This window comes from Bradyrhizobium sp. WSM4873 (assembly GCF_055811355.1).
Genome location: NZ_JBVVPS010000002.1, coordinates 370,987 through 394,380, shown reverse-complemented (window position 1 = coordinate 394,380; position 23,394 = coordinate 370,987). Strand labels below are relative to the sequence as shown.

Below are 23,394 nucleotides of genomic sequence, written 5' to 3'. Positions count from 1 at the left end.
CCCCCCACCAACCCCCCCCCCCTCCCCCGCCCGGGCCCCGCCCCCGCCCCCCCCCCCCCGCCCCCCCGGCCCCACCCCCCCCCCCCCCCCCCCCCCCCCCCCTCTTTCTTCTCCCCGCCCCCCCCCCCCCCCCCCCCCCCACGACAGCGAGTGATTGTGGCCTCACGCGGCCAGCACACTCCCGCTCTTGCGCAATCCCACATATTGCAGTTCGGCAAACACGCCGGTCGCGATTGCCTGCGCCACGACCATGAGCTCGCCGGCAAGGTTCGGCGACACCGCGCCCGAGAGCAGCAGCGCGATGCTGCCGAGCGTCCAGGCTGCGTTGCCGACCACGACCAGCAGCACGAGCGGCTTTGCCACGGAGGCGCGTGAGGCCAGCCAGCCGACGAGTGCGGTGTAGGCGATCAGGAACAGGCCGGTCTCACGCAGCAGCGCGTCGGGCAGGTTGAACAGCGACGCGAACGCGCTGGCGCCGAAAGTGAAACCGAGAGCGGCGACGCCGCTGAAGATGGCGTCGGCAAGAAGTGCGCGGCGAAGGAAGGTGGATGCGTCGATCATCGTGGGTCTCCATGGTTAGGGTGGGCTCGAGGTGAAACTCAGTGCCATCCGCGCCACCAGGCGCGGAGCAGGCGGGCAAGGCGGAACGGGCAGAGGCTCCTGCCGACGCTGTGCTCGAAGGCTGTGACCTGCGCGACGACATAGTCGCCGGTCGAATGCACCAGCGGCTCCGGCATGTTGAGGCTGCGCGCCAGCATCCGGGTTGCGAGCGCCATGGCCCAGGGAACAAGGTGGTCTGTGATGGTCCGGTAGAGCAGCAGTGCGATCATGGTCGTCTCCTGGTGCGACCCAAGATGCGCCGACCCAAGGCCCAATTCGATTACCTCCGACGTAATGGAAGGGCCGAAATCTGCGTGCTAGGTTTTCGACCATGAACGCACATGCATCCACGGCACAGGCCGAACGCAGCCAGCCGGTCCATATCGGCGACCATTTGCGCGAATGGCGGCAGCGCCGCCGCATGAGCCAGCTCGATCTCGCCGGCGAGGCCGACATCTCGGCGCGGCATTTGAGCTTCGTCGAGACCGGCCGTGCCGCACCCTCGCGCGACATGGTGCTCAGACTCGCCGAGCGCCTCGACGTGCCGTTGCGCGAACGCAACGTGCTGCTGGTCGCCGCCGGCTATGCCCCCGCCTTTCCACAGCGCCCGCTGGAGGATCCCGCCTTGAAATCAGCCCGCCAGGCGATCGACCTCGTCCTCAGGGCGCATGAGCCCAATCCGGCGCTGGCCTATGACCGGCACTGGAATCTGGTTTCGGCCAACCGCATGCTGGCGCCGCTGCTCGCCGGCATTCCGCAGCGGCTGCTCGGTCAGCCCTTCAACGTGCTGAGGCTCGCCTTCCATCCCGAGGCGCTGGCGCCGCGCACGGTCAATCTCGCGGAATGGTGCGGACATCTGCTGGAGCGGCTGCACCGGCAATGCGAGGCGACCGCCGATCCCGAGCTGATCAAGCTGTACAACGACCTAAAGCGCTATCCGATCCCGGCGCGCGCGGCGCCGCTGTCGAGCGACAATGTCGCGATCCCTTTCAAGCTGCGACACGACGGGGAGATACTAAGTTTCTTCTCCACCACCATGGTGTTCGGTACGCCCGTCGATATCACGCTGTCGGAGCTGGCTCTGGAAACCTTCTTCCCGGCCGACGAGCGCACTGCCGAGCGGCTCCGACAAATGGCAGCAGCCATGAGCTAGCGGCCTTGCCTCGGAACGGGTTCGGCTTATCTTTGGCCACAAACCCGCAACGCCCGAAGGAGGCGCTCATGAGCACCCTAAAGCCGCTCCAGATCGACGTCGTTTCCGACGTGGTGTGCCCCTGGTGCTATATCGGCAAGCACCGGATCGAGAGCGCGCTGGCGCTGGTGCCCGATGTTCCGGTCAAGCTCAATTTCCGTCCCTTCTTCCTCAATCCGTGGGTGCCGTCCGAGGGCATCAGCCGGGAAGAGTATCTCACCAAGAAGTTCGGCTCGGTCGAGGCCTATAAGGGCATTGCCGGACGCGTCGTTGCGGCCGCGGGCGAAGAGGGGCTCGTCTATCGGCCCGAGCTTGTCGCGCGTCAGCCCAACACCACCGACTGCCACCGCCTGATCCTCTGGGCCGAGGCGATCGGCAAGGCGCCCGAGATGAAGCAGCGCCTGATGGAGCTCTACTTCCGCGACGGCGGCGACCTCACCGATTTGAACGTGCTTGTGCAGGCGGCTGCCGATGTCGGCCTCGATGCCGACGACGTGCGCAAGCGCCTTGTGACCGACGAGGACGTCGCGCGCGTATCGGCGGACGCGCAGGAAGCCGCCGAGAAAGGCATCTCCGGCGTGCCGACCTACGTGTTCGCGCAAAAATACGCCGTCTCCGGCGCGCAGGATCCCAACATGCTCGCGCGCGCCATCCGCGAGGTCTCGGCGGAGATCAACGCCCAGGCGGCGGAGTAGGAGTTATCCTATTTACGAAGCAGGCGAACTGCGCGGCGCGCCGCCGCGTAGGCGATGCCGTGCGCCGCGAGCGCTCCGTGAACGAGCGCCACGATCGGGTCGTTCCGCCGCAACGGTATCAGCACGTCGCCGACGGCGAAGCGCCCGCGCCATATCGGGTTGATCATGGGATGATCGGCGCTTGCGGTGGAATCCGCGCTGGCGATGGCGGGATCGGCGCAAAGGCGGCGGGTGAGCTCGAGCGTGAGCTGCACGCCGGGCGAATATCTGGCAAAGCGCTCGTCGATACCGAGCTTGAAGAAGAAAGCGCGATCCTGATGGTGCAGCACGATACCGGCGGCCACCGGCGTGGCGCCGGCGCGAAGGGTGATGATCTCGCATTGCGCGGTTTCTGCCAGCGCGGGAACGGCGCGGCGGATGAAGGTTGCATCGCCGGCATGCTGGACCAGTGCGGTGCCTCGCTTGCCTTTCCAGCCACTGGCTTCGAGCTGCAGGAATGTCTCGAGCGCCGGCCCGATCTCATCGGGGCTGCGCGCGACGTCGAACACGACGGCGCCGTGATCTTCGAGGCGATGCCGTTGGCGGCGTAGCTCCTTGAGCTTCTTGGTGCCGAGCGCGTCGCGTAGCAGCGTCTCACAGTCTTGCGTCGCGTCGAGACTGGCGCGGACGTAGGAGTTCAGGAGGCGCGGCTTCAAGCCGTCGCGATTCAGAATCTCTTTGAGGGCAGTCATTGCCGCCCCATCGAGCGCGACGTCGTTCAGCACGAGCGCATGCGCTCCGGCCGCGCGGGCCTGCTCCAACAGCCGCGCCGCTGCCTCGATCGGGGCATCGCGGTCGATCAGGGGGCTGCACAGCGTGCCGTAGGGATGCGCGCTCACCAGCGCGGGCAGGGGGATCTTCCATGCGCGCCAGAGCGAGACCACCGGCATCAACCCGATCAGCCGCGATCCATTGCATGCCGGAAGCGCCGAGGCATCGGTGCGGTCGCGCGCGGTTGCGCTGACAGCGAGTTCCCAGCCCGGCAGGTAATATCCGTTCGGCTCGATCGCGCGCTGCGCGAGTGCGCGCCACTGGCCGGGTTCGATCGCCGTGAGCGGGACGCGCGCACGCGCCGCCGCGGCATGCTTTGCCGATGCCGGCTTGATCGCATCCTGGTGCGCGATGTCGACCACGTCCCGTCGTCCCCGTTCAGGAGGCCATGCTTAGCGCAAAGATTGGAAAATACCGTTGGGACGCCGCTTCAATTCGAGTGGTAATATTAACGTCTCGTTGAGCATCCGGCCGCGAGCCGCCGGATACCGCGGGAGACGGTGCCTAGCGGTCACCCGGTACGAAATGGTCGCGGGCGCTTGCACGTCCGCCGCCGGCGCTGTCGGTGATCCTGATGTCGATGTCGCGCGAGGTCTGCGGCAACTGGGTCGGGCCGACCTGCACCGACAGCCGGACCTCGCGGGTTTGATCCTGCCCGACCTCGACGACGGGCTTGCCGTCAGCTCCGGTCTCGATGCCGGCGACGCGAATTGTCGCGCCCGGGCCGGAGACCTCGAGCGCAAACGACCGCTGCGCGCCCTTGTTGAGAATGCGCACGGTGTAGTCGTTGCGAACGCCGCCGTCGGCGAGCTGAACGAAGAGTGGATTGCGCTCGTGCAGCACATTGACGTCCATCGTCGCGCGCGTGGCGAGCGCGTAGAGCATGATGCCGCCAACGATGGCAATGGCCGCGGTATAGATCAGGGTGCGCGCGCGGATGATGCGGTAAATCGGCGCCTTGCCCTCGCTCCGGCGCTGCATGTTGATGTCGGTATCATAGCCGATCAGGCCGGCGGGCCGGCCGATCTCGCGCATGACGTTGTCGCAGGCATCGATGCACAGGCCGCATTGGATGCAGCCGAGCTGGATGCCGTGACGAATGTCGACGCCGGTCGGGCAGACATTGATGCACTGCTGGCAGTCGATGCAGTCGCCCGCGATGTCGCCCTGGGTGCGGGCGACGTGCGCCTTCTTCACCGACATGCGTGGCTCGCCACGGTCGCGGCGATACGTGACGTTGAGTGCCCATTCGTCGGTCAGCGCCGCCTGGATGCGCGGCCAGGGACACATGTAGATGCACATCTGCTCGCGGGCGTGGCCTGCAAAGACGTAGGTCGTTGCGGTCAGGATGCCGATCCAGAGATAGGCGATGAAGGGGGCCTGGAAAGTGGCGAGCTCCTTCACCAGCGTCGGCGCGTCAGCGAAATAGAGCACCCAGGCGCCGCCGGTCCACCAGGCGATCATGATCCAGAGAAAGTGCTTGGTTGCGACCTTTCGGATGTGACCAAAGGTCCAGTAGCGCTTGTCGCCCAGCATGCGCTCGCGCCGGTCGCCCTCGACCCAGCGTTCCACTGCATAGAACAAATCGGTCCATAACGTCTGCGGGCACATGTAGCCGCACCAGATACGACCGGCCACCGCGTTCATCAGGAACAGCGCCATGGCGGCAATGATGAGCAGGCCCGTGAAGTAATAGACTTCCTGCGGCCACAGCTCGATGAAGAAGAAATAGAAGCGGCGATGCGGCAAGTCGACCAGGACAGCCTGGTCCGGCAGGCCGGGTCCGCGGTTCCAGCGAATGAAGGGCAGCAGATAATAGGTCCCGAGCGTGACGCAGAGGATCGCCCATTTGATGCGGCGGAACGGCCCGTGGACCGATTGCGGATAGACCTTCTTCCGCTTCTCGTAGAGCGGGCCTTCGATGATGGTGTCGTCGGTCATCCTGCGTTCCTCGCGTCTAGCGCGGGCGAGCGCCTATCCGGGAGTGCAGAAGAGGCGGTACAGCGTCTCCAGCAACGAGCGGACTTCCTGGCTCGCGATGCTGTAGTATACCGTCTGACCATCCCTTCTGGGTTTGACCAGGCTCAATGCGCGCATCTTGCCGAGATGCTGAGATAGTGCGGCCGACGACAGGCCTGCGATGTCGGCGAGCTCGCCGACCGACTTCTCGCCGTCCAGCATGTTGCAGAGGACCAGCAGCCGCTTCGGATTGCCCATGGCCGTGAGGAGGCGGGAAGCCTCCTCGGCCTTCTCCTCAAGCGCGACCAACTCTTGATTGCGGACCTTGCGTTTCATGGCCTACATGTATATTAGTATATTCGAAAATACGAAAGCGCTAAAGTAATGGTATCCGGTGCCCGCGCCGGGCGTGCTCTCGATCCGGAGGTCGCATGGTCTCGACATCATTTACGCCAATCGCCTCTCTTGTTGGCGGTGCGCTGATCGGCTTGTCTGCCGTTCTGCTGATGTGGGCGACGGGGCGAATCGCCGGCGTCAGCGGCATCGCAGCGCGACTGTTTCCCCCTTACGAGGACCGCCAATTTCCTGGCCGGCTTGCCTTCGTCGCGGGCCTCGTCGCCGCGCCCGTGCTGGTGCTGCTCGTCACCGGAAGCCTGCCGGCGCAGACGATCGAGGCGCAGCCGGTCGTTTTGATTGTCGGCGGCTTGCTCACGGGTTTCGGTTCGGTCTGGGGCAGTGGCTGCACCTCCGGCCACGGCGTCTGCGGCCTGTCGCGGCTCTCGGCGCGCTCGCTGGTCGCGACCATGACTTTCATGGCGACCGGCATGGCGACGGTCCTCGTGATGCGGCACGGGACCTGATGGCGATGGCTATACCGGTTCAATTCTTGATCGGCGTGATCTTCGGCCTCGGCCTGATCGTCTCGGGCATGGCGAATCCGGCGAAGGTCCTGAACTTCCTCGACGTCGGCGGCATTCCTGCGGGGACGTGGGATGCGAGCCTTGCCTTCGTGATGGCCGGCGCGGTGGCCGTGACTTTCACCGGCTTCAAACGGGTCCTGAAGCTCGCGCGTCCCTACTTCGCCGAACGATTTTATCTTCCAACGCGAAGCGACATCGACCCCAGGATCATCGCAGGCCCCGCGATCTTCGGGGTGGGTTGGGGACTGGCGGGCTTCTGTCCGGGGCCGGCGCTGACCGCGCTTGGATTTGGCTCCGTGTCCGCCGTCATCTTCGTCGCTGCAATGAGTGCCGGCATGGTGCTCGCCCGTTTCATCGCTCACCTGCCGTCGTTGACGCGCTTCATCACGCCGGCCGACCCGTTCGACACCTAGAGTAAACGCAGAGAGTAAGTCATGGACAAGAATTACCCGCCAAATCTCCGCCAACCTGCGCAAGCTGCGCAGTGACATTCCGGACACCATGAAAGGATTTGCCGCGCTTGCCCAGGCCGCCACGCGCGACGGCGCGCTGGACAAGAAGACCAAGGAAATGATTGCGCTCGCGCTCGGCGTTGCCGCGCATTGCGACGGCTGTATCGGCTTCCATACCGAAGCCCTGGTCAAGCTCGGTGCAACGCGCGAGGAGGTCGAGGAAACGCTCGGCATGGCCGTCTATATGGGTGGTGGGCCATCGCTGATGTATGCCGCGGATGCGATCGCGGCCTACGAGCAGTTCCAGCAGCAGACGCTTGCCGCCTGACGTCTGCGATGCGAATTGCAGAGGCGGGACCGGGCGAGTTGTCTCGTCGGGTCCCGCCTGTCGTGGCTTCATCGATTACCAGCGGTCGCCGCCGACACCGACGCCCACACTGACGCCGGGCGCGCGGATGCCGACGCCGCCGCGCGGACCGTCGTCCCAGTCGCGATAGGTGCGGCGCTCATAGTAGCGGTCGCGCGGCATGGTCGCGTAGGAGTCGCGCACGATCACGCGCGAGCCGCCGCGGGCGCGATAGCAATTGCCGGAATCATCGCAGACCAGTCGCACTTGCTGGACGAGATCGGGGCTGGTGTATTCGCTGCTCGTGTAAACGTCGGCGGCCTTCGCGCCGCTCACCGCTGCCAAGGCTCCGACACCAGTCAGCAACGCAATCGTGAATGTCCTCATCATGTCCTCCTCGAAACTGCCCTCGGCGGTAACAAGAAGGGGAGGCCGTGATCGTTCCGGCAAAATTACAGGTTTTTCCCGGAACCGGATCGGATGTCGGCTTGATCCGTTCCCTAGATCGGCTCGTAGCTTTCCGACCCGCAGATGTCGTCCGCTTCGGCGCGGCGGCGATCGACCACCTTTCCGCTTGATATGGTCACGATGTAGGTCTGTGGCCCGAGCGGCGAGCCGGTCGCCGAGGTGAGGTGGGCTCGGACGCAAGCTGTCCAACCCGATCCCCGCACCTCTCGATGGGGTGTGGCGACATGCACCTCGCGCGGATAGGACGTGCTGAGGAAGACGAATTCGATCTGCTCGCGCACGACGCGTTTGACGTCGGGGGGGGATTCGGGCGGAGGCTGCTCGGCCTCCTTCATGCGCATGAACTCGGGCACCGGTGCGCGGCTGTCCGCAAAGCCGCAGGCCCCGAGCGCGAGCGCGCTGGCGATCAGCGCGGCATGAGCAATAATCCGTAACATCCGTGAAGGTCCCCTGCGGGCCAAAACATAGGCACGAATGCGATCCGACGAAGACCCGGCCGATCAAGATTTGCTGAAGCCGGGATTTCCTGAAGTCAGGATTTGCTCAAGCTCCGGAGCCCGCAGCATTGGCTATTCGATAATTGCCGGCTAGTTTGTACCCTAGACGAGGGGGATTGCGCCCATGAGGATTTTGATCATAGCGGCCGCCGTGCTGGCGCTGGCGGTTGCCTCCGCGCAGGCGCAGATGGGAGGCGGCAGGCGTCAGCCTAACGAGGGCGGCCAGAAGGCGGACAACAAGCCCAAGGTCGACGAGAAGGCCTACAAGGCCGCACTCGAGCGCATTCCCGAGTCCAAGGAGAAGTACGATCCGTGGAGCGGGGCGCGGCCGCCTGAACCTGCCAAGAAGCCGAAATAGGTGAGGCGGGCGTTGGCGAGCCGCCCGTGCTATTCGGCCGCTCTCGTCACGCTCCTCTTGTTTTCGTCGTGGCCAGGCATCGCTTGGGAGAGCTGGGGTGGCGATCCCGGTGGCTCGCGCTTCTCGCTATTGCGAGAGATCACGCCCGGCAATGTCGGCAACCTGGTGCGGGCCTTCGAATTCCACACGGGCGATCTCGCGGCGCGGCCGCCCGGGGTGATGCGGCGAACCAAATTCCAGGCGACGCCGCTGTTCGTCGAGGACAGCCTGGTCTTCTGCTCGCCCTTCAACGAGGTGATCGCGCTCGATCCCGGCACGGGCGCGCAGAAATGGCGCTACGATCCCAAGATCGCGATCAACCAGCGTCCCGCCAATCGTTACGTCTGCCGCGGCGTCACTTACTGGATCGACGACGAGGCGCCTGTAGATGCCGCATGTCGATCGCGCATCTTCATGGGCACCAACGATGTTCGTCTGATCGCGCTCGATGCGAAGACGGGAATCCCCTGTGGCGGATTCGGCAGGGGTGGTGAGGTCAGGCCCGATATCGGCATGAAGCTGGAATGGCCCGGCGAATTCCAGATCACCTCGCCGCCGGCGGTCGGGCGCGGGGTCGTCGTGGTCGGCTCCGCGATCGGCGACAACCGCCGCGTCGACGCGCCGAGCGGTATGGTGCGCGCGTTCGATGCGCGCAGCGGTCAGCCGCGCTGGACCTTCGAGCCGCTCAAGCGCGACGGCATCGAAGCCGGTCACGCCAATGTCTGGGCGCCGATGTCGGTCGACGCGGCGCGCGGACTGGTATTCCTGCCGACGTCCTCGCCGTCGCCGGATTTTTGGGGCGGCAAGCGGCCGGGCAACAACGAGCATGCCAATTCGGTGGTCGCGCTGCGCATCGAGACCGGCGAGCTCGTATGGGGATTCCAGACCGTGCATCACGACGTCTGGGATTACGATCTGCCGGCGCAGCCGACACTCACGCGCATCGACACCGACGAAGGTCAGCGCGACGTCGTGATCCAGCCGACCAAGCAGGGCTTTGTCTTCGTGCTCGATCGCGACACCGGCAAGCCGGTATGGCCGGTCGAGGAGCGCAGCGTCCCGCAGGGGGCCGCGGAAGGCGAACGGCTGTCGCCCACGCAGCCATTCCCAACGCATGTGCCACCGCTGATGTCGCAAAAAATCTCGACTGAGGATGCGCTCTCGCTCGTTCCTGGCCTGCGCCGCTCAGCTTGCGAGAAGCAGTTCGCGGAGGCACGCAACGAGGGCCTGTACACGCCACCCTCAACGCAAGGCACGCTGGAGTTCCCTTTCACCGGCGGCGGCGTCAACTGGGGCAGCGCAGCCTTCGATCCCCTCAACCAGGTCCTCTATGCCAATACCAGCCGGGCCGTTCATCTCATCAAGCTGATTCCGCGGGCGGAGGCGACCGGATTCGATCCTCCGCCCGGTCATGATTTCGGCCAGCAGAATGGTGCGCCGTTTGCGATGTCGCGTGCGGTCGTAATGTCGCCGCTCGGGTTTCTTTGCAACAAGCCGCCCTGGGGCGAGATGGTCGCGGTCGATCTGAAGGCCGGCAAGATCCTCTGGCGTTCGACGGTCGGCACCACCGAGGATCTCGCCCCGCTCGGCGTGCCGCTGCCGTGGGGTGCGCCGCTCGTCAACGGGCTCGCGGTCACGGCAGGCGGGCTCGTCTTCACCGGAGCGATGGACGCCTATTTGCGCGCCTTCGATGCGCGCAGCGGCAGGGAGCTGTGGCAGGGTCGGCTGCCCGTGCCCGGCGTCGCCAATCCCATGACCTATCTCTGGAAGGGCGAGCAGTATGTCGCGATCGGCGCCGGTGGCCACTCCGAGGCAGGCACCTCGATCGGCGACAGCGTCGTTGCGTTTCGCCTGGCACGGCCGGGCGAGGGGCCGTCGCTGTGGTCGCGTACCATCGATCGCCCCGGTGGACGATTTTTTGCGGCATCATCGGTGATCGCGCTCGCGATTGTCGCGCTCGTTGTCGCAAGCCTGCGCTCGCGGCGCCGGCGACGTAGCGCGCGAACATGACGCGGCATCGCGCGCGCGATGCGAACGATCATTCACATCATGTGCACTACTGTACGAAAGCGAGGCCGATGCGCCTTTCGTGGCGCCAGACGGGGCGGCATTTGCGCACGAAATTGTCGCGCGCGATCGCGAGTGTGAACGATTGCGGCAATGTGACGAGGGCATCGAGGTCGATTGCGGCGCCGTCCGCCGACATATTTCGCACCGTGCACGTGATGCCGCAATTTTCAAAGGTGATCGTTCCACCCTTGAAAACACGGTAACGCTGCGCTGCACGCTTCTCGATCATCCGCGTTAATCCATAATGATATTTGTGAAGTAGTGCATAGAAATTACGTTGAACTAAACTCAATACTGGCGCTACTTGCACAGTGCTTCAGATTTCGTTTACGACGTCGAAGCGGAAGTCACTCCGCCGATTTTCCCCCAAGCCGTTCCTTTGTGGCGCTACGCGCCGATGGAGATATTGATGAAGACCACGTTTTCGCTTCTGTTCGCCGCAGCGCTCTCGCTCTCGTCCATGCCCGCCCACGCCGCCAAGCTCGATCTCGCGACCATGAGCTGCAAGCAGTTCCTGGAGAGCGGCGACGATACCATCAAGATGGTGCTGACCTGGATGGACGGCTGGTACAAGGGCGATGAAGAGAACGCGATCATCGACACCGACGTGTTCGTCGAGAACGCCAAGCAGTTCGGCAGCTATTGCGGAAAAAATCCGAACGTCAGCATCGTCACCGCGGCTGACGAAGTGCTCGGCAAGTAGCTTCTGCCGTGACGGCGCGACGCGCGATCGCGCTTCCTGTCTCGACATGACGCCATCGAGAGCCGCGGTGCGCTGTGCGCTCACGCGGCTTTCTTCTTTGATGCTCACCCCGGCAGCATCGCGAACGCGCTCGACACCATCGCCACCGGCTTGTTGTCGGTGGCCGAGAGCAGCGTGACCCGGCCAAAGCTCATGGTGCGCCCGAGTCGCACCACGCGGGCGTCGGCCAGCACGTCCGACGAGGAGACTGCGCGCATGAAATGCGTGGTCTGGTCGACGGTGGTCATCGGACGATAGCCGCGGTTGGCGGCGAGGTTTGCGATCACCATCGCGGTGTCGGCGAGTGCCATCAGCGCCTGGCCGCAGACCACGCCGCCGTTGCGGCACAGCCGTTCCGAGAACGGCATGCGCAGGAGCGCTGCCGGCTGCCAGTCCGGCACGTTCGGCGGCGGCAGGTGCTCGATGCGCTCGACCGACAGATTGAGATCCTGGACCCAGGGGGCAAAGACTTCGCCGAGGATGCGTCGGGCCTCAGAGATGCCGAACTCGGCTTCTGGCTGCGATGGCATTGCTGTCGTTCCCTCCGTATTGTCGCATGTTCGGCATTCCGAGCGGACCGGCGCGGCAAAGTCACCGGTCTGCTACGGGCCCGTCGGCTTGAAAATGCCTGACTTCGCCCGGTATGATGCCACGGAGTGGGTATGGGTGGGTGATGTTGCGTCGGTATGTCCTCGTGTTTTGTCTGGCCGGGCTCGGCCTGTTGCTGAACGGGTGCACCAAGTGCGGCCCGATCTGGGACGACTGGCTCCATGCGCCGAAATCGTGCAGATCGGACCGGCTCTAGCGGGCCGAGCGGCCCCTGCGGTTGTGACAGGGGTGACAAGGCACGGGCGACCCGCGCCGCCATGGATGATCAAGGAGTACATGATGAAGCTTTTCCGTATGGCCGCGGTGCTGGCTGTTCTGGCGGGACCGACCGTGCTGGCGGGACCGGCCTATGCGCAAATGCCCAATCTCAATTTGCTGCAGGAGGGGCCTGGCAAGACCCCCGAGGAGAAGGCCGCGGAAGCCGAGCGTGACAGGGCCTACAAGGAGACGCTGAAGAAGATTCCGGATTCCAAGGCCTCCAACGATCCCTGGGGCGGCATGCGCTCCGACCCGCCGAAGCAGGCGGCGGCGCCAAAGGCGTCGGCCGCGACCGGTGCGCCGAAGAAGAAATCCGGCACGACCGCCAATTGACCGTCTGCCCGATCGGAGGCGGTTGATGCCTCCGGCCGGGACTCCTCTTTGATCGGCCTGCTTCCTACATTGCGCGGGAGCGTATTGCGTCGAGGAGAGCAGAACATGGCCGATCGTCCGCGGGATCTCGCCGAGCGGATGGCGCGCCGGCGCAAGATGGGCGGCAAGCCCGGCACGAGGGCCGGCGACGGCTATCTGCGCGAGACCTTCACGCTGCCGCGCGCGGCGGCGCGGGAGAGGGCGCAGGCTTTCTTCGCCCGCTACCCCAAGGCCGGCTATATGAGCGCGGTCGAGACCTGGCGCGAGCTGCCCGGCGGCGACATCGAATTCACGATGCGGCGGCTGCCCAGCGCGGATTAGGCCTGGCCCCTATTCGAACGTTTCGGATGTGATGCGGATCCGGAACACGGGCTCCTTGGCCTCGTCCAGCAGCTCCATGTTCCATTCGGAATTTTCCTGGAGCTTGCGGGCGATGCCGGCGGCCATGTCGGCGCAGACGCTGGTCATCTCCTTCCAGGCCAAATCGCGATCGGCAAATTCCGACGCCTGGTCGGCACAGCCGGAATAGCTGCCGTTCCGGATTCGAAAAAAGTAGAGCGGCATGGTTCGTACCGATCGCGCCTGATGGCTCCGTCCCCACGGCCATAATCGCGGCAGTCCAATCCCAAACCATCGGCAGATCAATTCCGGGCGGCTACGGAATAGCCCCGTGGGCGCGGCGAGCGCCCTGCAAGCCATGCCGCCGACGATCTCGGTGCGGCCGTTCAGGCGGTTTTGCGCCCGATCGCCTTCAGCTCCCGATCGATCCTCAGCTGCACCCGCCGGATCGCCAACAGATCGATCTTGGTCTCGGTCCTGCCGGTCTTGATCTGCTCGCCGATCCGGAACTGCCACCGCCAGATCCCGGGAATTGCCGTCTTGGTGACGGTGAACTCGACGCCCCTGTGATTCATGGCGATCTCCCACGATTCACTTCCATCACTGAGAACATGCTGGGCGGCATAATATTCCAGCGAAAGCTCAATCTGTCGGTAGGCCCCGGATACCTCACGGCTATCCCGCAAACGCACGCACTGCCGCCCAGCGGCGGCGCGAGGCCTCTCCCGTGGTTCTCCGGCCAAGAACAGAGTTCCTGGGATGGGTAAGGGCGCCTTCCGGAACGCGGCGGCATGTGCCTTGCTTGGTTCGATGACGGTCAGCAACATGGGCGCGTCATGCCGGGCATTCCCCGCCGCTATTCTCATTTCGTGTTCGGAATCATCCAGTCCGGACTGACCTCGCTGGTCGCCGCGGGCATCGCCAGCCTTCCTGTAGGGAACGCGCTGGACTTCCTCGCGCACTGGATGGTGTCGTGGCTGATCGCATGGGCGGCGATGCTGCCGATCGTGCTGCTCGCGGCGCCGGCGATCCGCGCCTTCTCGCTGCGCCTGACGCGGGAGGAGGGCGGTTCGCAAACCGGCCGGCCGGCATGAAAGGCGGCATGAAAATCGGCATGAAAAAACCCCGCTTGGAGAACCAAGCGGGGAGAAGGTTATTGGAGGCTGAGGTGCTGGGCTGCAACACCATAGCCAGGCGACCCTAGCCGGCTCAGCTTACGACAGCCTGACAAGGCCCGCCGGCGGCAGCGAAAGCCAAGAGCGCGGGGGCCGCACACTGGCCCCGCACCGGTCCCAATTTCGACATCCGTTCGCACAACTCAGGACACAACCGCAGGCGAGATTTCGCAATGACGGTGCTGCCATGGGGAAACGTGGCGTGCCGGCAACGGGGTGGCATCATGGACAACGTAGAGCGGTCATTCGCCGCCGCGACGGCGGCTGGCTTCGTCGTGCTGGTGATCGGGATCGGGTTGCTGGTTCTGCTGTAGGCGGTGTTGGCTGCGGGAGACGGCTCCGGGGTGGAAAGGCCCATGCGCGCCTTTCAAAAACACGAAAATAACCCCATGCACAGTAGCCCGCCTACAAATTCCCTCGTTCAATCAATGGCTTACTTGTGGTATTTGGATACCATATCGGCTCGGACTCGCCTCCATGGCGATCCGAATCTCGATTCCTGTGCCGATTCCCTGAGATCAACGGGCGGCCGCTCCGGCACTGTCGCCAGCGCGTTGCCGCTGGCGAACATCGCCACGCCTGACGCGTCGGCCGGCTGGCCTCGGCTCCTACGCCCTCGTCCCGACGGCCTTAGTGAACCTTGATCGCGTCCAGCGGCAAAAGGAGTTCGGCGGCACGCTCGTCGCGGTCCTTCTTGCGGAACTCGTTTTCCTTGCGCTCGAACTTGCTCATCTCCTCCCGCGCCGCCTCCAGCAGCGGAATGCGCCGGATCGTATCGTGATGCGTGTTGTCCGTCATGACTGAAGTCCCCAGAGTTACGGTCCCATCCAAGAGAAGACCGCAGACCGCGAAAGGTTCGGTGCCGCAGGATTGCGGAATTCTGACGGCGCGCAGGGCATCCGTCTTTGATGCGTGTCAGAGAGCGCCAAGATCCGGGTAGTGGCCTGTCCTAAGCCCCAGTGGCCTAAGTTGAATTTGGCAGCGGCCTGGTTTGATCCATATCAGGTGCTCCGGTCGTTTCTCCGCGTACGGATTGTTCGTTCAATCTGGCAACGGAGCCACAATGAAACCGGATCGGGATCATGCAACGAAGCATGGGAAGTGCACTCGATGCGACGCTGAGATCGTGAGGATCACAGAGATTGCCGATCCGAGGACAGGTCGGATGTTCACAATTGCTGAATGTCGAAACGGGCACCTGACGTGGGATCCTAAGTAAGGCCGCCTCAGTGGGCGGCCGCTTTGGCAAAAGAACATATTGCGAACCTAGAACAAATAGGGTACATTGATTTTATCGCCGCGCCGCCTCGCCAGCCGTTTGTCCCTCTAGCGAATCCTCGCCATAAGGAGCACGACCCAATGTCCACCACTGCCCTGCGTATCGTCGAAGGATCTTCCATGGACAAGAGTAAAGCTCTGGCCGCCGCGCTCTCCCAGATCGAGCGGCAGTTCGGCAAGGGCTCGGTGATGAAGCTCGGCAAGAACGACCGTTCGATGGATGTCGAGGCGGTCTCCTCGGGCTCGCTCGGGCTCGATATCGCGCTCGGGATCGGCGGCCTGCCGAAGGGACGCGTCGTGGAGATCTACGGGCCGGAATCCTCGGGCAAGACCACGCTGGCGCTGCACACGGTTGCGGAAGGGCAGAAGAAGGGCGGCATCTGCGCCTTCATCGACGCCGAGCACGCGCTCGACCCGGTCTATGCGCGCAAGCTGGGCGTCAATATCGACGAACTGCTGATCTCGCAGCCGGACACCGGCGAGCAGGCGCTGGAAATCTGCGACACGCTGGTGCGCTCCGGCGCGGTCGACGTGCTGGTGATCGATTCGGTCGCGGCGCTGGTGCCGAAGGCCGAACTCGAGGGCGAGATGGGCGATGCGCTGCCGGGTCTGCAGGCCCGCCTGATGAGCCAGGCGCTGCGCAAGCTGACGGCGTCCATCAACAAGTCCAATACCATGGTGATCTTCATCAACCAGATCCGCATGAAGATCGGTGTGATGTACGGCTCGCCGGAGACCACCACCGGCGGCAATGCGCTGAAATTCTATGCCTCCGTCCGCCTCGACATCCGCCGCATCGGCGCGATCAAGGAGCGCGACGAAGTGGTCGGCAACACCACGCGCGTCAAGGTCGTCAAGAACAAGCTGGCGCCGCCGTTCAAGCAGGTCGAGTTCGACATCATGTACGGCGAGGGCGTCTCCAAGATGGGCGAGATCCTCGATCTCGGTGTCAAGGCCGGCATCGTCGAGAAATCCGGCGCATGGTTCTCCTATGACAGCCAGCGTCTTGGCCAGGGCCGCGAGAATTCGAAAGCGTTCCTGAAGGCCAACCCCGACATCACCGCCAAGATCGAGACCTCGATCCGCCAGAACTCCGGCCTGATCGCCGAGCAGATTCTCGCCGGCAGCCCCGAGCGTGACGCCGACGGCGAGGAGCCGGGGGACGAGTAAGCTTCAACAGTAGAGTTTTTCGCGAGGAGCGGGCGCTGAGGACGTTGAGTTGCCGACGTCTTCGGCGCCTGTTTCGTTTTGCGTGGGGTGAGCGGGGCCATGAAGAATGTGATCCTGACCAGTTCGTCCGGAAGCGGGCTCGCCCGATCGGGTTTGGCGGAGCTTGTCATTTCATCCTCGTTTCACTTTGAGTGGGGACCGCTGCCCTCGCCCGAGAAGCTCGCAGCCTTTTTCGCGGCGCGTTCGGCGAATCTCGGGCCAGGTGATCATTGGTCTGACTGGGGCATCCGGTGGCCCAAGGGCATCAAGGACCGCAAAGACTTGTCCCTTGCGGACTTCTGCGAGCAATATGACGTGGTTGAACTTTGGTTCGACCCAGCTCCCCGGGATCAATTGCAGCTCGTCTGCCTGCTGGACCACCTCAGCTCCTGCTCCTCGCTGGTGCCAAAGCTTAAACTTCGACTTGTGGCATCCGAGCTAACGGCGGAACGCGGTGAAGATCTCGCTGCGTCCGAGCCGCACATTCATGTCGTGCCTGTTAGGGCCCAGGAGTTCGAGACTGCCCGGTTGGCGTGGTCGGCCTACCGCGCGACGACCCCTGAGGCCTGCGTCGATCTCCTTCACCAGGATCTCAGTGCATTGCTGATGCTGCGCCCGGCCTTGCTCGATCTCCTAGCAGAACTCCCGTCGCCTTCGACGGGACTCGGTGCGACGGAGATGCGGTTCTTGGAGATGCTTGCCAGAGCGTTTGCGAACACGGGTGCGTTGTTTCACCTGCGCTCGCATCGGCGCACGTTCGTGTTTGGAGAGACTGAGTTGGGTCGGTTGCTCGACGGGCTCGCGCTCGGCCCCAGGCCCGCAGTGGCCGGATTGGACGACGAACTGCGCACGATCGACCGCGAGAATCACAGGGATCGGCATGCCGCATATGTCCGCAGCCGACTGTCACTGACCGAGTTCGGGGAGGCCGTCCTGGCTCATCAGGAAGATTTCAGTCGCCACAACCGGATCGACCGCTGGTGGGGCGGCACGCACCTGACCAACGATCGGCTGTGGCGTTACGGCCATGTTTTGACGAAGCCTTGAGACCACGGCATGACCCGGCTAATTGTCACAACCGACTCGTCCATCGCCGGCGCCATTCAACAGGCGGGCGTTGCCGACCTCGTGATTGCGATCGAGCGCCGGCTGGTCTGGGGACCGCTGCCGACCGATGCAGAGCTGGACGCGTTCTTTGCGCCGCGTAGGACGCAGCCTCGCGGGCTTCATTGGCTCGACGATACGCCGTCCTGGCGTCTCGACGGATCAAGCGCGAAGGATCGAGGACTGATCGAACTGCTCGCGGAATATGACACGGTCGAGTTTTGGCGAGGGCCGGAGCCAAATGCGCAATTGATCCTGCTCTGGCTGCTCGATCATTGGGGCCGCCGACACGATGCAAATCCTGGCTTTGTCGTGCGCTCCCTGTTCTTGGGTGTCAGGGATGTCGACCCACCGCGAAGCGAACTCTACCCGCCGGCTGTCGCGATCACAGCTCGTCAACTCAAATCGGCCCGCCGTGCATGGCGGGCCTATCGTGCGCCGACCCCGCAAAGGTGGCCGGATCTCTTCAAGACGGATTTGAGCTGGTTGCCACAACTCGGCCCTCACGTGAGGGCTCTGCTCAACGAACTTCCGCGCCCTGCCTCAGGCCTTGGAGCCACGGAAGCGCGGATACTCCAGCTCATCGCGCGAGGCGGCATGCAGCCTTTCGATGTCTTCCCGGGCCATCAGAAGTGCAACGAGCCGGATGTGTATGGTTATTGGGAAGTTGGAGCGATGCTTGACGGTCTTGCGCGCTGCGAGAGGCCGGCCGTGGCGGGACTGGATGAAGGTCCGTTTTCACTAGAGATGCACGACGATTCAAGTCGCTTCGATCGGTACAAGCGGTCGCAATTGTCGCTGACCGAGTTCGGCAAGGCGGTGCTGGGAGGCGACCAGAATTTTCGCCGGCACAACCGGATTGATCGCTGGTGGGGCGGCACTCACCTGACCAACGAGCGTCTCTGGCGGTGGGACCCCGAGACGCGCTCGTTGATCGCGCCCTAAATGCGTGTTCCGTGCCGTAAGGTGGGTTGGCGAAGCGTAACCCACCTCTTCCATTTCCTCGGAGACAGAAGTGGTGGGTTACGCCAGCGACTGCGCTTTGCGCAGCCGCCAGGTAACCCACCCTACGATCCGTCACTCCGCGGCTTCCGCGTAATCGCTCACCGGCGGGCACGAGCACACCAGATTGCGGTCGCCATAGACGTTGTCGACGCGCCCGACCGGGGACCAATATTTGTCCGTGCGCGAGGTGCCCGCGGGGAAGCAGCCCTCGACGCGGGTGTAGGCGCGCTTCCAATCGTCGTCCGCGATGTCATGCACCGTGTGCGGGGCGTGGCGCAAGGGCGAGGCCTCGATCTTGAAGCGACCGGTCTCGACCTCGGCGATTTCCTTGCGGATCGCGATCATGGCGTCGCAGAAGCGATCGAGCTCCGCCTTGGATTCCGACTCGGTCGGCTCGATCATCAGCGTGCCCGGCACCGGGAAGCTCATGGTCGGCGCGTGGAAGCCGTAATCGATCAGGCGCTTTGCGATGTCGTCGACGGTGACACCTGAGGTCGTCTTCAGCGCGCGGGGGTCGACGATGCATTCATGCGCGACGCGGCCCTTCTCGTTCTTGTAGAGCACCGGGAAGTGCGCATCGAGCCTGGCTGCGACGTAGTTGGCGTTGAGGATCGCGATCTCGGTGGCGCGCTTGAGGCCTTCGCCGCCCATCATCAGAATGTAGATGTAGGAGATGGTGAGGATCGAAGCCGAGCCGAACGGCGCCGCCGAGACCGGCCCCACAGGCGCGTTCCCATCCGTCGCGGGATGGCCGGGGAGGAACGGCGCGAGGTGCGCCTTGACGCCGATCGGGCCCATGCCGGGGCCGCCGCCGCCATGCGGGATGCAGAAGGTCTTGTGCAGATTGAGATGGCTGACATCGGCGCCGTAATCGCCGGGCCGGGACAAGCCGACCTGCGCGTTGAGGTTGGCGCCGTCGAGATAGACCTGGCCACCATGGCCGTGCACGATGTCGCAGATCTCGCGAATGTGCTCCTCGAACACGCCATGGGTCGAAGGATAGGTGATCATGACGGCGGCAAGGTCGTTCGAATGCTTCTCGGCCTTGGCGCGGAGGTCGTTGACATCGACGTCGCCATTTTTCTCGCAGGCAACAACCACCACGTCCATGCCAACCATCGCGGCGGAAGCCGGGTTGGTGCCGTGGGCGGAGGAAGGGATCAGGCAGATCTTGCGATGCGTCTCGCCACGCGCCGCGTGATAACCGCGGATGGCCAGAAGCCCGGCATATTCTCCTTGCGCGCCGGAATTCGGCTGCAGCGAGATCGCGTCATAGCCGGTGATATCGCACAGCCATTTCTCCAGGCGCGCGAACAACGCGTGATAGCCACGTGCCTGCTCGCGCGGGGCGAAAGGATGCAACGAGCCGAACTCGGGCCAGGTCAGCGGCATCATCTCGGTGGTCGCGTTCAGTTTCATGGTGCACGAGCCGAGCGGGATCATCGCGCGGTCGAGCGCGAGGTCGCGGTCGCTGAGCTTGCGCATGTAGCGCAGCATCTCGGTCTCCGAGCGATGCGCATGGAACACCGGATGGGTGAGGAAGGAGGTCGCGCGCTTCAGCGCCTCCGGCAGCGCCTCGCGCGTGGTCGCGTCGATCTCGGCGTAGGCAAGCTGGCCGCCGAAGGCGCGCCAGACCGCTTCCACCGCCGCGGGCGTGGTGGTCTCGTCGAGCGCGATCCGCAAGCTGTCTTCCCCAACGCCGAGATTGATCTTCTCGGCGGCCGCGCGCGCGACGATCTCGGCACGCTTCGCGCCTGTAACCACGTTGAGCGTGTCGAAGAAGCTGTCGGACTGTAGCGCAAAGCCGAGCTTGCGCAGGCCTGCGGCCAGCACCGCCGTGCGGCGATGCACATTGCGCGCGATCTGCGTCAAGCCTTCGGGACCGTGATAGACCGCATACATCGAGGCGATCACGGCGAGCAGCACCTGCGCGGTGCAGATGTTGGAGGTCGCCTTCTCGCGGCGGATGTGCTGCTCGCGGGTCTGCAGTGCGAGACGGTAGGCCGGCATCCCGCGCGAGTCCACGGAGAGGCCGACGATGCGGCCGGGCAGCGAACGCTTCAGCGCATCGCGCACCGCCATATAGGCCGCGTGCGGGCCGCCATAACCTATCGGCACGCCGAAGCGCTGGGCAGAGCCGATGGCGATGTCGGCGCCGAGCTCGCCGGGCGAGGCGAGCAGTGTCAGCGCCAGCAGATCGGCGGCGATGACCGCGAGCGCGCCCTTGGCCTTCAGGCTGGTGATCGCGGGCCTGAGGTCGCGCACGGCGCCTGACGAGCCCGGGTATTGCAGCAGCGCGCCAAGCACGTCGGTCTTGTCGAGATCGGTGAGGGGATCGCCGACGACCAGGGTCCAGCCCAGGGGCTCCGCGCGGGTGCGCATCACGGCGAGCGTCTGCGGATGCACGTCCTTGTCGACGAAGAAGGCCTTTGCTTCGACCCGCGAGTGTCGCTCGGCGAGCGCCATCGCTTCGGCGGCCGCGGTTGCCTCGTCGAGCAGCGAGGCGTTGGCGACGTCGAGCCCGGTGAGATCGCAGATCATGGTCTGGAAGTTGAGCAGCGCCTCCAGCCGGCCCTGGCTGATCTCGGGCTGGTAGGGCGTGTACGCGGTGTACCAGGCCGGGTTCTCCAGAACGTTGCGCTGGATCACCGCAGGCAGGATCGTGCCGGAATAGCCCTGGCCGATCAGCGAGGTGAAGACCTGGTTCTGGGCGGCGAGCTCGCCCATATGCGCGATCGCCTCGGTCTCGCTGAGCGGCTTGCCGAGATCGAGCGGAGTCGTCTGCCGGATCGAGGCCGGCAGCGTCTGCGCCATCAGCGCGTCGACGCTGTTCGCGCCGACCGCCTCGAGCATCGCGGTGACGTCGCGGGCGGAAGGGCCGATGTGGCGGCGAACGAAGCCGGTGGTGTCGCCGTTGGATTTGCGGTGCGCGGTCATCATGGGTCCTCGCTTTAGGTCATCTGTCGTCGTCGTCATCGTCCGCGAAGGCGGACGGTCCAGTACGCCGCGGCTTCTCGGTTCAATCCGTGCTGCCGGTGGCTACTGGATGCCCCGCCTTCGCGGGGCATGACGATCGGTTGGGTCTGCATCATCTCACGCCGTGTGGGCCTTGTACGCCGCTTCGTCCATGAGACCGCCGAGCTCGCTCTTGTCGGCCATCTTGATCTTGAAGAACCAGGCCTTGCCTTGCGCGTCAGAGTTTACCAGCGCCGGCTCGCTCGCAAGCTCGGGGTTGGTCTCGAGCACCTCACCGCTAACAGGCGCGTAGACGTCCGATGCGGCCTTCACCGATTCGACGACGGCGGCGGGTTCGGCCTTCTTCAGCGTGCGGCCGAGCTTGGGCAATTCGACGAACACGACGTCGCCGAGCTGCGACTGCGCGTAGTCGGTGATCCCGACGGTGGCGACATCGCCGTCGATCGCGAGCCATTCGTGGTCGGAGGTGTAGAGCGTCGTGGTCATTTTCTCAGTCCTCAGCGTTTGTAGGTGTTTTTCACGAAGGGCATGGCGGCGATTTGCACGGCCAGGCGTTGGCCGCGCACTTCGGCGAAGAGTTTTGTGTCGATCGCGCTCGATGCGGTGGGCACATAGCCCATCGCGACCGGCGCATTCAGGCTCGGGCCGAAACCGCCCGAGGTGACCTTTCCGATCGGCTCGGCGGAGGTCGCATTCGCAAACAGCAGCGCGCCCTCGCGCACCGGCGCGCGGCCCTCGGTGCGCAGGCCGACACGGCGGCGGGATGCGCCGTGATCGAAATGAGCGAGAATCTTTTCCGCGCCGGGGAAGCCGCCGGCACGCGCGCCGCCGGTGCGGCGGCTCTTCTGCACCGACCATTCCAGTGCCGCCTCGACCGGCGTGGTCGCGGTATCGATGTCATGGCCGTAAAGACAAAGCCCGCCCTCGAGCCGCAGGCTGTCACGGGCGCCGAGCCCGATCGGCATGACGTCAGCATTGTCCAGCAGCGCCTTGGCGAGCCGTTCGGCATCCTCCGCAGGAACCGAAATCTCGAATCCATCCTCGCCCGTGTAGCCGGAGCGCGAGACGAAGCAGTCGAGGCCGGCGACCTTGTGCGGGCCGGAATCCATGAACTTCATGGCGGGTGCCTCTGCACATAATTTCGCCAGCGCCGATTCCGCCTTCGGCCCCTGCAGCGCGATCAGCGCGCGGTCGGAGAGCTGCTCGATGATGCAGTCGTCCGAAAGATTCGCGCGCAGATGCGCCTCGTCCTCGGCCTTGCAGGCGGCATTGACGACCAGGAAGAGGTGATCGCCGAAATTGGCGACCATCAGATCGTCCAGAATCCCGCCTTCGGCATTGGTGAACTGGGCGTAGCGCTGCCGGCCCGGCGCGATCGCCAAAATATCCTGCGGCACCAGCCGTTCCAGCGCGCGGGCGGCGTCCTCGACCTTGCCGGATTTCGGCCGGAGCGCGATCTGGCCCATGTGGGAGACGTCGAACAGGCCGGCTGCGTTGCGGGTATGAAGGTGCTCCTTCAGGACTCCGGCCGGATATTGCACGGGCATGTCATAGCCCGCGAACGGCACCATCTTGCCGCCGAGCGAAACATGCAGGTCGTAAAGGGGGGTGCGTTTCAGGGAGTCTTTGTCGTCACGTGCAAGCATCGGGGGGCCCTCGGCGGTTCCCCGGGAACGATTTCCCGTGGACACCAGTCGAAGCCCCATCTGTCGCTGTGCCTGAGAGTATTATCCCGTCGGCGGACGCTGTCCGGATCTAAACCCGTCGGCGCCTCTTTCCAGATGCTGTCAAAGCCACGCGGTCCTTTTGCCTGAGAGTTTCCGGGGCGGTTGCTCCTTCGGCGCCGGTACCAGTGCCGGTCTCTCCCGACGTGGCCGTACGATACAGATGGGTAAAGACCACAGGCCGGCCAAGCCTGTCA

Annotated in this window: 29 protein-coding genes and 1 riboswitch; of the genes, 14 read left to right on the top strand and 15 right to left on the bottom strand. The window is 64.6% G+C overall.

Annotated features, from left to right (window positions below; all coding sequences use genetic code 11):
• Nucleotides 1-162: 162 nt before the first annotated feature.
• On the bottom strand, nucleotides 163-561 hold the full coding sequence (locus AC0L21_RS06015) for a hypothetical protein (protein ID WP_473259200.1): 399 nt from the start codon (nucleotides 559-561) through the stop codon (nucleotides 163-165).
• A gap of 38 nt (nucleotides 562-599) precedes the next feature.
• Nucleotides 600-830 carry a hypothetical protein gene (locus AC0L21_RS06010; RefSeq protein ID WP_007612230.1) on the bottom strand — a complete coding sequence of 77 codons (231 nt, stop codon included), beginning with the start codon at nucleotides 828-830 and terminating at the stop codon, nucleotides 600-602.
• Nucleotides 831-931: 101 nt separating this feature from the next.
• Between AC0L21_RS06010 and AC0L21_RS06005 the strand changes: the two genes are divergently transcribed.
• Nucleotides 932-1,753, top strand: a complete 822-nt coding sequence (locus tag AC0L21_RS06005) for a helix-turn-helix domain-containing protein (RefSeq protein WP_473259197.1) — start codon at nucleotides 932-934, stop codon at nucleotides 1,751-1,753.
• Between the two features lie 68 nt (nucleotides 1,754-1,821).
• Nucleotides 1,822-2,487, top strand: coding sequence for a DsbA family oxidoreductase (locus tag AC0L21_RS06000; protein ID WP_219685022.1), 666 nt, complete (start codon nucleotides 1,822-1,824; stop codon nucleotides 2,485-2,487).
• A gap of 8 nt (nucleotides 2,488-2,495) precedes the next feature.
• Here the strand turns inward: AC0L21_RS06000 and AC0L21_RS05995 are convergent, their stop codons facing one another.
• From AC0L21_RS05995 to AC0L21_RS05985, 3 genes are all read right to left on the bottom strand, one after another.
• Complete coding sequence (locus AC0L21_RS05995) at nucleotides 2,496-3,659, bottom strand: GNAT family N-acetyltransferase (protein ID WP_473259194.1); 1,164 nt, start codon at nucleotides 3,657-3,659, stop codon at nucleotides 2,496-2,498.
• Between the two features lie 142 nt (nucleotides 3,660-3,801).
• Nucleotides 3,802-5,238, bottom strand: a complete 1,437-nt coding sequence (gene ccoG / locus AC0L21_RS05990) for a cytochrome c oxidase accessory protein CcoG (RefSeq protein WP_473259192.1) — start codon at nucleotides 5,236-5,238, stop codon at nucleotides 3,802-3,804.
• A gap of 33 nt (nucleotides 5,239-5,271) precedes the next feature.
• Nucleotides 5,272-5,592, bottom strand: a complete 321-nt coding sequence (locus AC0L21_RS05985) for an ArsR/SmtB family transcription factor (RefSeq protein WP_473259190.1) — start codon at nucleotides 5,590-5,592, stop codon at nucleotides 5,272-5,274.
• 95 nt (nucleotides 5,593-5,687) lie between these two features.
• Between AC0L21_RS05985 and AC0L21_RS05980 the strand changes: the two genes are divergently transcribed.
• Genes AC0L21_RS05980 through AC0L21_RS05970 form a run of 3 tightly spaced genes read left to right on the top strand, consistent with a single transcriptional unit; the run spans nucleotide 5,688 to nucleotide 6,956 of the window.
• Entirely contained in the window at nucleotides 5,688-6,116 is a 429-nt protein-coding gene (locus AC0L21_RS05980; protein ID WP_473259187.1) for a YeeE/YedE family protein, read from the top strand.
• 5 nt (nucleotides 6,117-6,121) lie between these two features.
• The gene (locus AC0L21_RS05975; protein WP_473259185.1) at nucleotides 6,122-6,589 is read left to right on the top strand and encodes a DUF6691 family protein; all 468 of its coding nucleotides are present in this window, start codon (nucleotides 6,122-6,124) and stop codon (nucleotides 6,587-6,589) included.
• Nucleotides 6,590-6,620: 31 nt separating this feature from the next.
• On the top strand, nucleotides 6,621-6,956 hold the full coding sequence (locus AC0L21_RS05970) for a carboxymuconolactone decarboxylase family protein (RefSeq protein ID WP_473259447.1): 336 nt from the start codon (nucleotides 6,621-6,623) through the stop codon (nucleotides 6,954-6,956).
• 75 nt (nucleotides 6,957-7,031) lie between these two features.
• Here AC0L21_RS05970 and AC0L21_RS05965 read toward each other — a convergent pair whose 3' ends face one another.
• Nucleotides 7,032-7,364 (bottom strand): hypothetical protein, encoded by a 333-nt coding sequence (locus AC0L21_RS05965; protein WP_473259182.1) that lies wholly within the window; start codon nucleotides 7,362-7,364, stop codon nucleotides 7,032-7,034.
• A gap of 110 nt (nucleotides 7,365-7,474) precedes the next feature.
• The gene (locus tag AC0L21_RS05960) at nucleotides 7,475-7,879 is read right to left on the bottom strand and encodes a hypothetical protein (protein WP_473259180.1); all 405 of its coding nucleotides are present in this window, start codon (nucleotides 7,877-7,879) and stop codon (nucleotides 7,475-7,477) included.
• A gap of 184 nt (nucleotides 7,880-8,063) precedes the next feature.
• On the opposite strand from AC0L21_RS05960, the gene AC0L21_RS05955 reads away from it, so the two are divergent.
• Together AC0L21_RS05955 and AC0L21_RS05950 are read left to right on the top strand one after the other, a co-directional pair.
• Nucleotides 8,064-8,297, top strand: a complete 234-nt coding sequence (locus AC0L21_RS05955; protein WP_247400416.1) for a hypothetical protein — start codon at nucleotides 8,064-8,066, stop codon at nucleotides 8,295-8,297.
• 12 nt (nucleotides 8,298-8,309) lie between these two features.
• Nucleotides 8,310-10,346, top strand: coding sequence for a pyrroloquinoline quinone-dependent dehydrogenase (locus AC0L21_RS05950; protein WP_473259176.1), 2,037 nt, complete (start codon nucleotides 8,310-8,312; stop codon nucleotides 10,344-10,346).
• A 46-nt stretch (nucleotides 10,347-10,392) separates the two neighbouring features.
• On the opposite strand, the gene AC0L21_RS05945 is transcribed toward AC0L21_RS05950, so the two are convergent.
• Nucleotides 10,393-10,635, bottom strand: coding sequence for a PilZ domain-containing protein (locus AC0L21_RS05945; RefSeq protein ID WP_473259174.1), 243 nt, complete (start codon nucleotides 10,633-10,635; stop codon nucleotides 10,393-10,395).
• Between the two features lie 180 nt (nucleotides 10,636-10,815).
• Between AC0L21_RS05945 and AC0L21_RS05940 the strand changes: the two genes are divergently transcribed.
• The gene (locus AC0L21_RS05940) at nucleotides 10,816-11,109 is read left to right on the top strand and encodes an HdeA/HdeB family chaperone (protein WP_377789346.1); all 294 of its coding nucleotides are present in this window, start codon (nucleotides 10,816-10,818) and stop codon (nucleotides 11,107-11,109) included.
• 104 nt (nucleotides 11,110-11,213) lie between these two features.
• Here AC0L21_RS05940 and AC0L21_RS05935 read toward each other — a convergent pair whose 3' ends face one another.
• Nucleotides 11,214-11,678, bottom strand: coding sequence for a PaaI family thioesterase (locus AC0L21_RS05935; protein ID WP_473259171.1), 465 nt, complete (start codon nucleotides 11,676-11,678; stop codon nucleotides 11,214-11,216).
• 358 nt (nucleotides 11,679-12,036) lie between these two features.
• Here AC0L21_RS05935 and AC0L21_RS05930 point away from each other — a divergent pair, with 358 nt between their 5' ends.
• Both AC0L21_RS05930 and AC0L21_RS05925 read left to right on the top strand, forming a co-directional pair.
• Complete coding sequence (locus AC0L21_RS05930; protein WP_473259169.1) at nucleotides 12,037-12,348, top strand: hypothetical protein; 312 nt, start codon at nucleotides 12,037-12,039, stop codon at nucleotides 12,346-12,348.
• Nucleotides 12,349-12,453: 105 nt separating this feature from the next.
• The gene (locus AC0L21_RS05925) at nucleotides 12,454-12,708 is read left to right on the top strand and encodes a hypothetical protein (protein WP_473259167.1); all 255 of its coding nucleotides are present in this window, start codon (nucleotides 12,454-12,456) and stop codon (nucleotides 12,706-12,708) included.
• Nucleotides 12,709-12,717: 9 nt separating this feature from the next.
• Here the strand turns inward: AC0L21_RS05925 and AC0L21_RS05920 are convergent, their stop codons facing one another.
• Both AC0L21_RS05920 and AC0L21_RS05915 read right to left on the bottom strand, forming a co-directional pair.
• Nucleotides 12,718-12,951, bottom strand: coding sequence for a DUF6894 family protein (locus AC0L21_RS05920; RefSeq protein ID WP_027518878.1), 234 nt, complete (start codon nucleotides 12,949-12,951; stop codon nucleotides 12,718-12,720).
• A gap of 161 nt (nucleotides 12,952-13,112) precedes the next feature.
• On the bottom strand, nucleotides 13,113-13,301 hold the full coding sequence (locus AC0L21_RS05915; protein WP_473259163.1) for a hypothetical protein: 189 nt from the start codon (nucleotides 13,299-13,301) through the stop codon (nucleotides 13,113-13,115).
• A 261-nt stretch (nucleotides 13,302-13,562) separates the two neighbouring features.
• Between AC0L21_RS05915 and AC0L21_RS05910 the strand changes: the two genes are divergently transcribed.
• A complete protein-coding gene (locus AC0L21_RS05910; protein WP_473259159.1) occupies nucleotides 13,563-13,820 on the top strand; it encodes a DUF2798 domain-containing protein in 258 nt (85 codons plus the stop codon).
• A 711-nt stretch (nucleotides 13,821-14,531) separates the two neighbouring features.
• Here AC0L21_RS05910 and AC0L21_RS05905 read toward each other — a convergent pair.
• A complete protein-coding gene (locus tag AC0L21_RS05905) occupies nucleotides 14,532-14,699 on the bottom strand; it encodes a hypothetical protein (protein ID WP_473259156.1) in 168 nt (55 codons plus the stop codon).
• A 561-nt stretch (nucleotides 14,700-15,260) separates the two neighbouring features.
• On the opposite strand from AC0L21_RS05905, the gene recA reads away from it, so the two are divergent.
• The 3 genes from recA to AC0L21_RS05890 all read left to right on the top strand — a co-directional run bounded on the left by recA (nucleotide 15,261) and on the right by AC0L21_RS05890 (nucleotide 18,437).
• Nucleotides 15,261-16,349, top strand: coding sequence for a recombinase RecA (gene recA, locus AC0L21_RS05900; RefSeq protein WP_007602214.1), 1,089 nt, complete (start codon nucleotides 15,261-15,263; stop codon nucleotides 16,347-16,349).
• 99 nt (nucleotides 16,350-16,448) lie between these two features.
• Nucleotides 16,449-17,435: a hypothetical protein gene (locus AC0L21_RS05895; RefSeq protein ID WP_473259154.1), complete on the top strand. Its 987-nt coding sequence runs from the start codon at nucleotides 16,449-16,451 to the stop codon at nucleotides 17,433-17,435.
• A 9-nt stretch (nucleotides 17,436-17,444) separates the two neighbouring features.
• Nucleotides 17,445-18,437: a hypothetical protein gene (locus AC0L21_RS05890; RefSeq protein WP_473259152.1), complete on the top strand. Its 993-nt coding sequence runs from the start codon at nucleotides 17,445-17,447 to the stop codon at nucleotides 18,435-18,437.
• A gap of 132 nt (nucleotides 18,438-18,569) precedes the next feature.
• Here AC0L21_RS05890 and gcvP read toward each other — a convergent pair whose 3' ends face one another.
• The 3 genes from gcvP to gcvT all read right to left on the bottom strand — a co-directional run bounded on the left by gcvP (nucleotide 18,570) and on the right by gcvT (nucleotide 23,119).
• Nucleotides 18,570-21,434 (bottom strand): aminomethyl-transferring glycine dehydrogenase, encoded by a 2,865-nt coding sequence (gene gcvP / locus AC0L21_RS05885; protein ID WP_473259443.1) that lies wholly within the window; start codon nucleotides 21,432-21,434, stop codon nucleotides 18,570-18,572.
• 156 nt (nucleotides 21,435-21,590) lie between these two features.
• Complete coding sequence (gene gcvH, locus AC0L21_RS05880; RefSeq protein ID WP_247328286.1) at nucleotides 21,591-21,959, bottom strand: glycine cleavage system protein GcvH; 369 nt, start codon at nucleotides 21,957-21,959, stop codon at nucleotides 21,591-21,593.
• A gap of 11 nt (nucleotides 21,960-21,970) precedes the next feature.
• Nucleotides 21,971-23,119 carry a glycine cleavage system aminomethyltransferase GcvT gene (gene gcvT / locus AC0L21_RS05875; RefSeq protein WP_473259150.1) on the bottom strand — a complete coding sequence of 383 codons (1,149 nt, stop codon included), beginning with the start codon at nucleotides 23,117-23,119 and terminating at the stop codon, nucleotides 21,971-21,973.
• A gap of 143 nt (nucleotides 23,120-23,262) precedes the next feature.
• Nucleotides 23,263-23,351, bottom strand: a riboswitch (glycine riboswitch).
• Nucleotides 23,352-23,394 lie beyond the last annotated feature (43 nt).

What these genes read in the sequence shown, in the direction of transcription:
- AC0L21_RS06015 (WP_473259200.1), bottom strand. Translation starts at nt 561, where the DNA reads ATGATCGACGCATCCACCTTCCTTCGCCGCGCACTTCTTGCCGACGCC.
- AC0L21_RS06010 (WP_007612230.1), bottom strand. Translation starts at nt 830, where the DNA reads ATGATCGCACTGCTGCTCTACCGGACCATCACAGACCACCTTGTTCCC.
- AC0L21_RS06005 (WP_473259197.1), top strand. Translation starts at nt 932, where the DNA reads ATGAACGCACATGCATCCACGGCACAGGCCGAACGCAGCCAGCCGGTC.
- AC0L21_RS06000 (WP_219685022.1), top strand. Translation starts at nt 1,822, where the DNA reads ATGAGCACCCTAAAGCCGCTCCAGATCGACGTCGTTTCCGACGTGGTG.
- ccoG (WP_473259192.1), bottom strand. Translation starts at nt 5,238, where the DNA reads ATGACCGACGACACCATCATCGAAGGCCCGCTCTACGAGAAGCGGAAG.
- AC0L21_RS05985 (WP_473259190.1), bottom strand. Translation starts at nt 5,592, where the DNA reads ATGAAACGCAAGGTCCGCAATCAAGAGTTGGTCGCGCTTGAGGAGAAG.
- AC0L21_RS05980 (WP_473259187.1), top strand. Translation starts at nt 5,688, where the DNA reads ATGGTCTCGACATCATTTACGCCAATCGCCTCTCTTGTTGGCGGTGCG.
- AC0L21_RS05975 (WP_473259185.1), top strand. Translation starts at nt 6,122, where the DNA reads ATGGCTATACCGGTTCAATTCTTGATCGGCGTGATCTTCGGCCTCGGC.
- AC0L21_RS05965 (WP_473259182.1), bottom strand. Translation starts at nt 7,364, where the DNA reads ATGATGAGGACATTCACGATTGCGTTGCTGACTGGTGTCGGAGCCTTG.
- AC0L21_RS05960 (WP_473259180.1), bottom strand. Translation starts at nt 7,879, where the DNA reads ATGTTACGGATTATTGCTCATGCCGCGCTGATCGCCAGCGCGCTCGCG.
- AC0L21_RS05955 (WP_247400416.1), top strand. Translation starts at nt 8,064, where the DNA reads ATGAGGATTTTGATCATAGCGGCCGCCGTGCTGGCGCTGGCGGTTGCC.
- AC0L21_RS05945 (WP_473259174.1), bottom strand. Translation starts at nt 10,635, where the DNA reads ATGATCGAGAAGCGTGCAGCGCAGCGTTACCGTGTTTTCAAGGGTGGA.
- AC0L21_RS05940 (WP_377789346.1), top strand. Translation starts at nt 10,816, where the DNA reads ATGAAGACCACGTTTTCGCTTCTGTTCGCCGCAGCGCTCTCGCTCTCG.
- AC0L21_RS05935 (WP_473259171.1), bottom strand. Translation starts at nt 11,678, where the DNA reads ATGCCATCGCAGCCAGAAGCCGAGTTCGGCATCTCTGAGGCCCGACGC.
- AC0L21_RS05930 (WP_473259169.1), top strand. Translation starts at nt 12,037, where the DNA reads ATGAAGCTTTTCCGTATGGCCGCGGTGCTGGCTGTTCTGGCGGGACCG.
- AC0L21_RS05925 (WP_473259167.1), top strand. Translation starts at nt 12,454, where the DNA reads ATGGCCGATCGTCCGCGGGATCTCGCCGAGCGGATGGCGCGCCGGCGC.
- AC0L21_RS05920 (WP_027518878.1), bottom strand. Translation starts at nt 12,951, where the DNA reads ATGCCGCTCTACTTTTTTCGAATCCGGAACGGCAGCTATTCCGGCTGT.
- AC0L21_RS05915 (WP_473259163.1), bottom strand. Translation starts at nt 13,301, where the DNA reads ATGAATCACAGGGGCGTCGAGTTCACCGTCACCAAGACGGCAATTCCC.
- AC0L21_RS05910 (WP_473259159.1), top strand. Translation starts at nt 13,563, where the DNA reads ATGCCGGGCATTCCCCGCCGCTATTCTCATTTCGTGTTCGGAATCATC.
- AC0L21_RS05905 (WP_473259156.1), bottom strand. Translation starts at nt 14,699, where the DNA reads ATGACGGACAACACGCATCACGATACGATCCGGCGCATTCCGCTGCTG.
- recA (WP_007602214.1), top strand. Translation starts at nt 15,261, where the DNA reads ATGTCCACCACTGCCCTGCGTATCGTCGAAGGATCTTCCATGGACAAG.
- AC0L21_RS05895 (WP_473259154.1), top strand. Translation starts at nt 16,449, where the DNA reads ATGAAGAATGTGATCCTGACCAGTTCGTCCGGAAGCGGGCTCGCCCGA.
- AC0L21_RS05890 (WP_473259152.1), top strand. Translation starts at nt 17,445, where the DNA reads ATGACCCGGCTAATTGTCACAACCGACTCGTCCATCGCCGGCGCCATT.
- gcvP (WP_473259443.1), bottom strand. Translation starts at nt 21,434, where the DNA reads ATGACCGCGCACCGCAAATCCAACGGCGACACCACCGGCTTCGTTCGC.
- gcvH (WP_247328286.1), bottom strand. Translation starts at nt 21,959, where the DNA reads ATGACCACGACGCTCTACACCTCCGACCACGAATGGCTCGCGATCGAC.
- gcvT (WP_473259150.1), bottom strand. Translation starts at nt 23,119, where the DNA reads ATGCTTGCACGTGACGACAAAGACTCCCTGAAACGCACCCCCCTTTAC.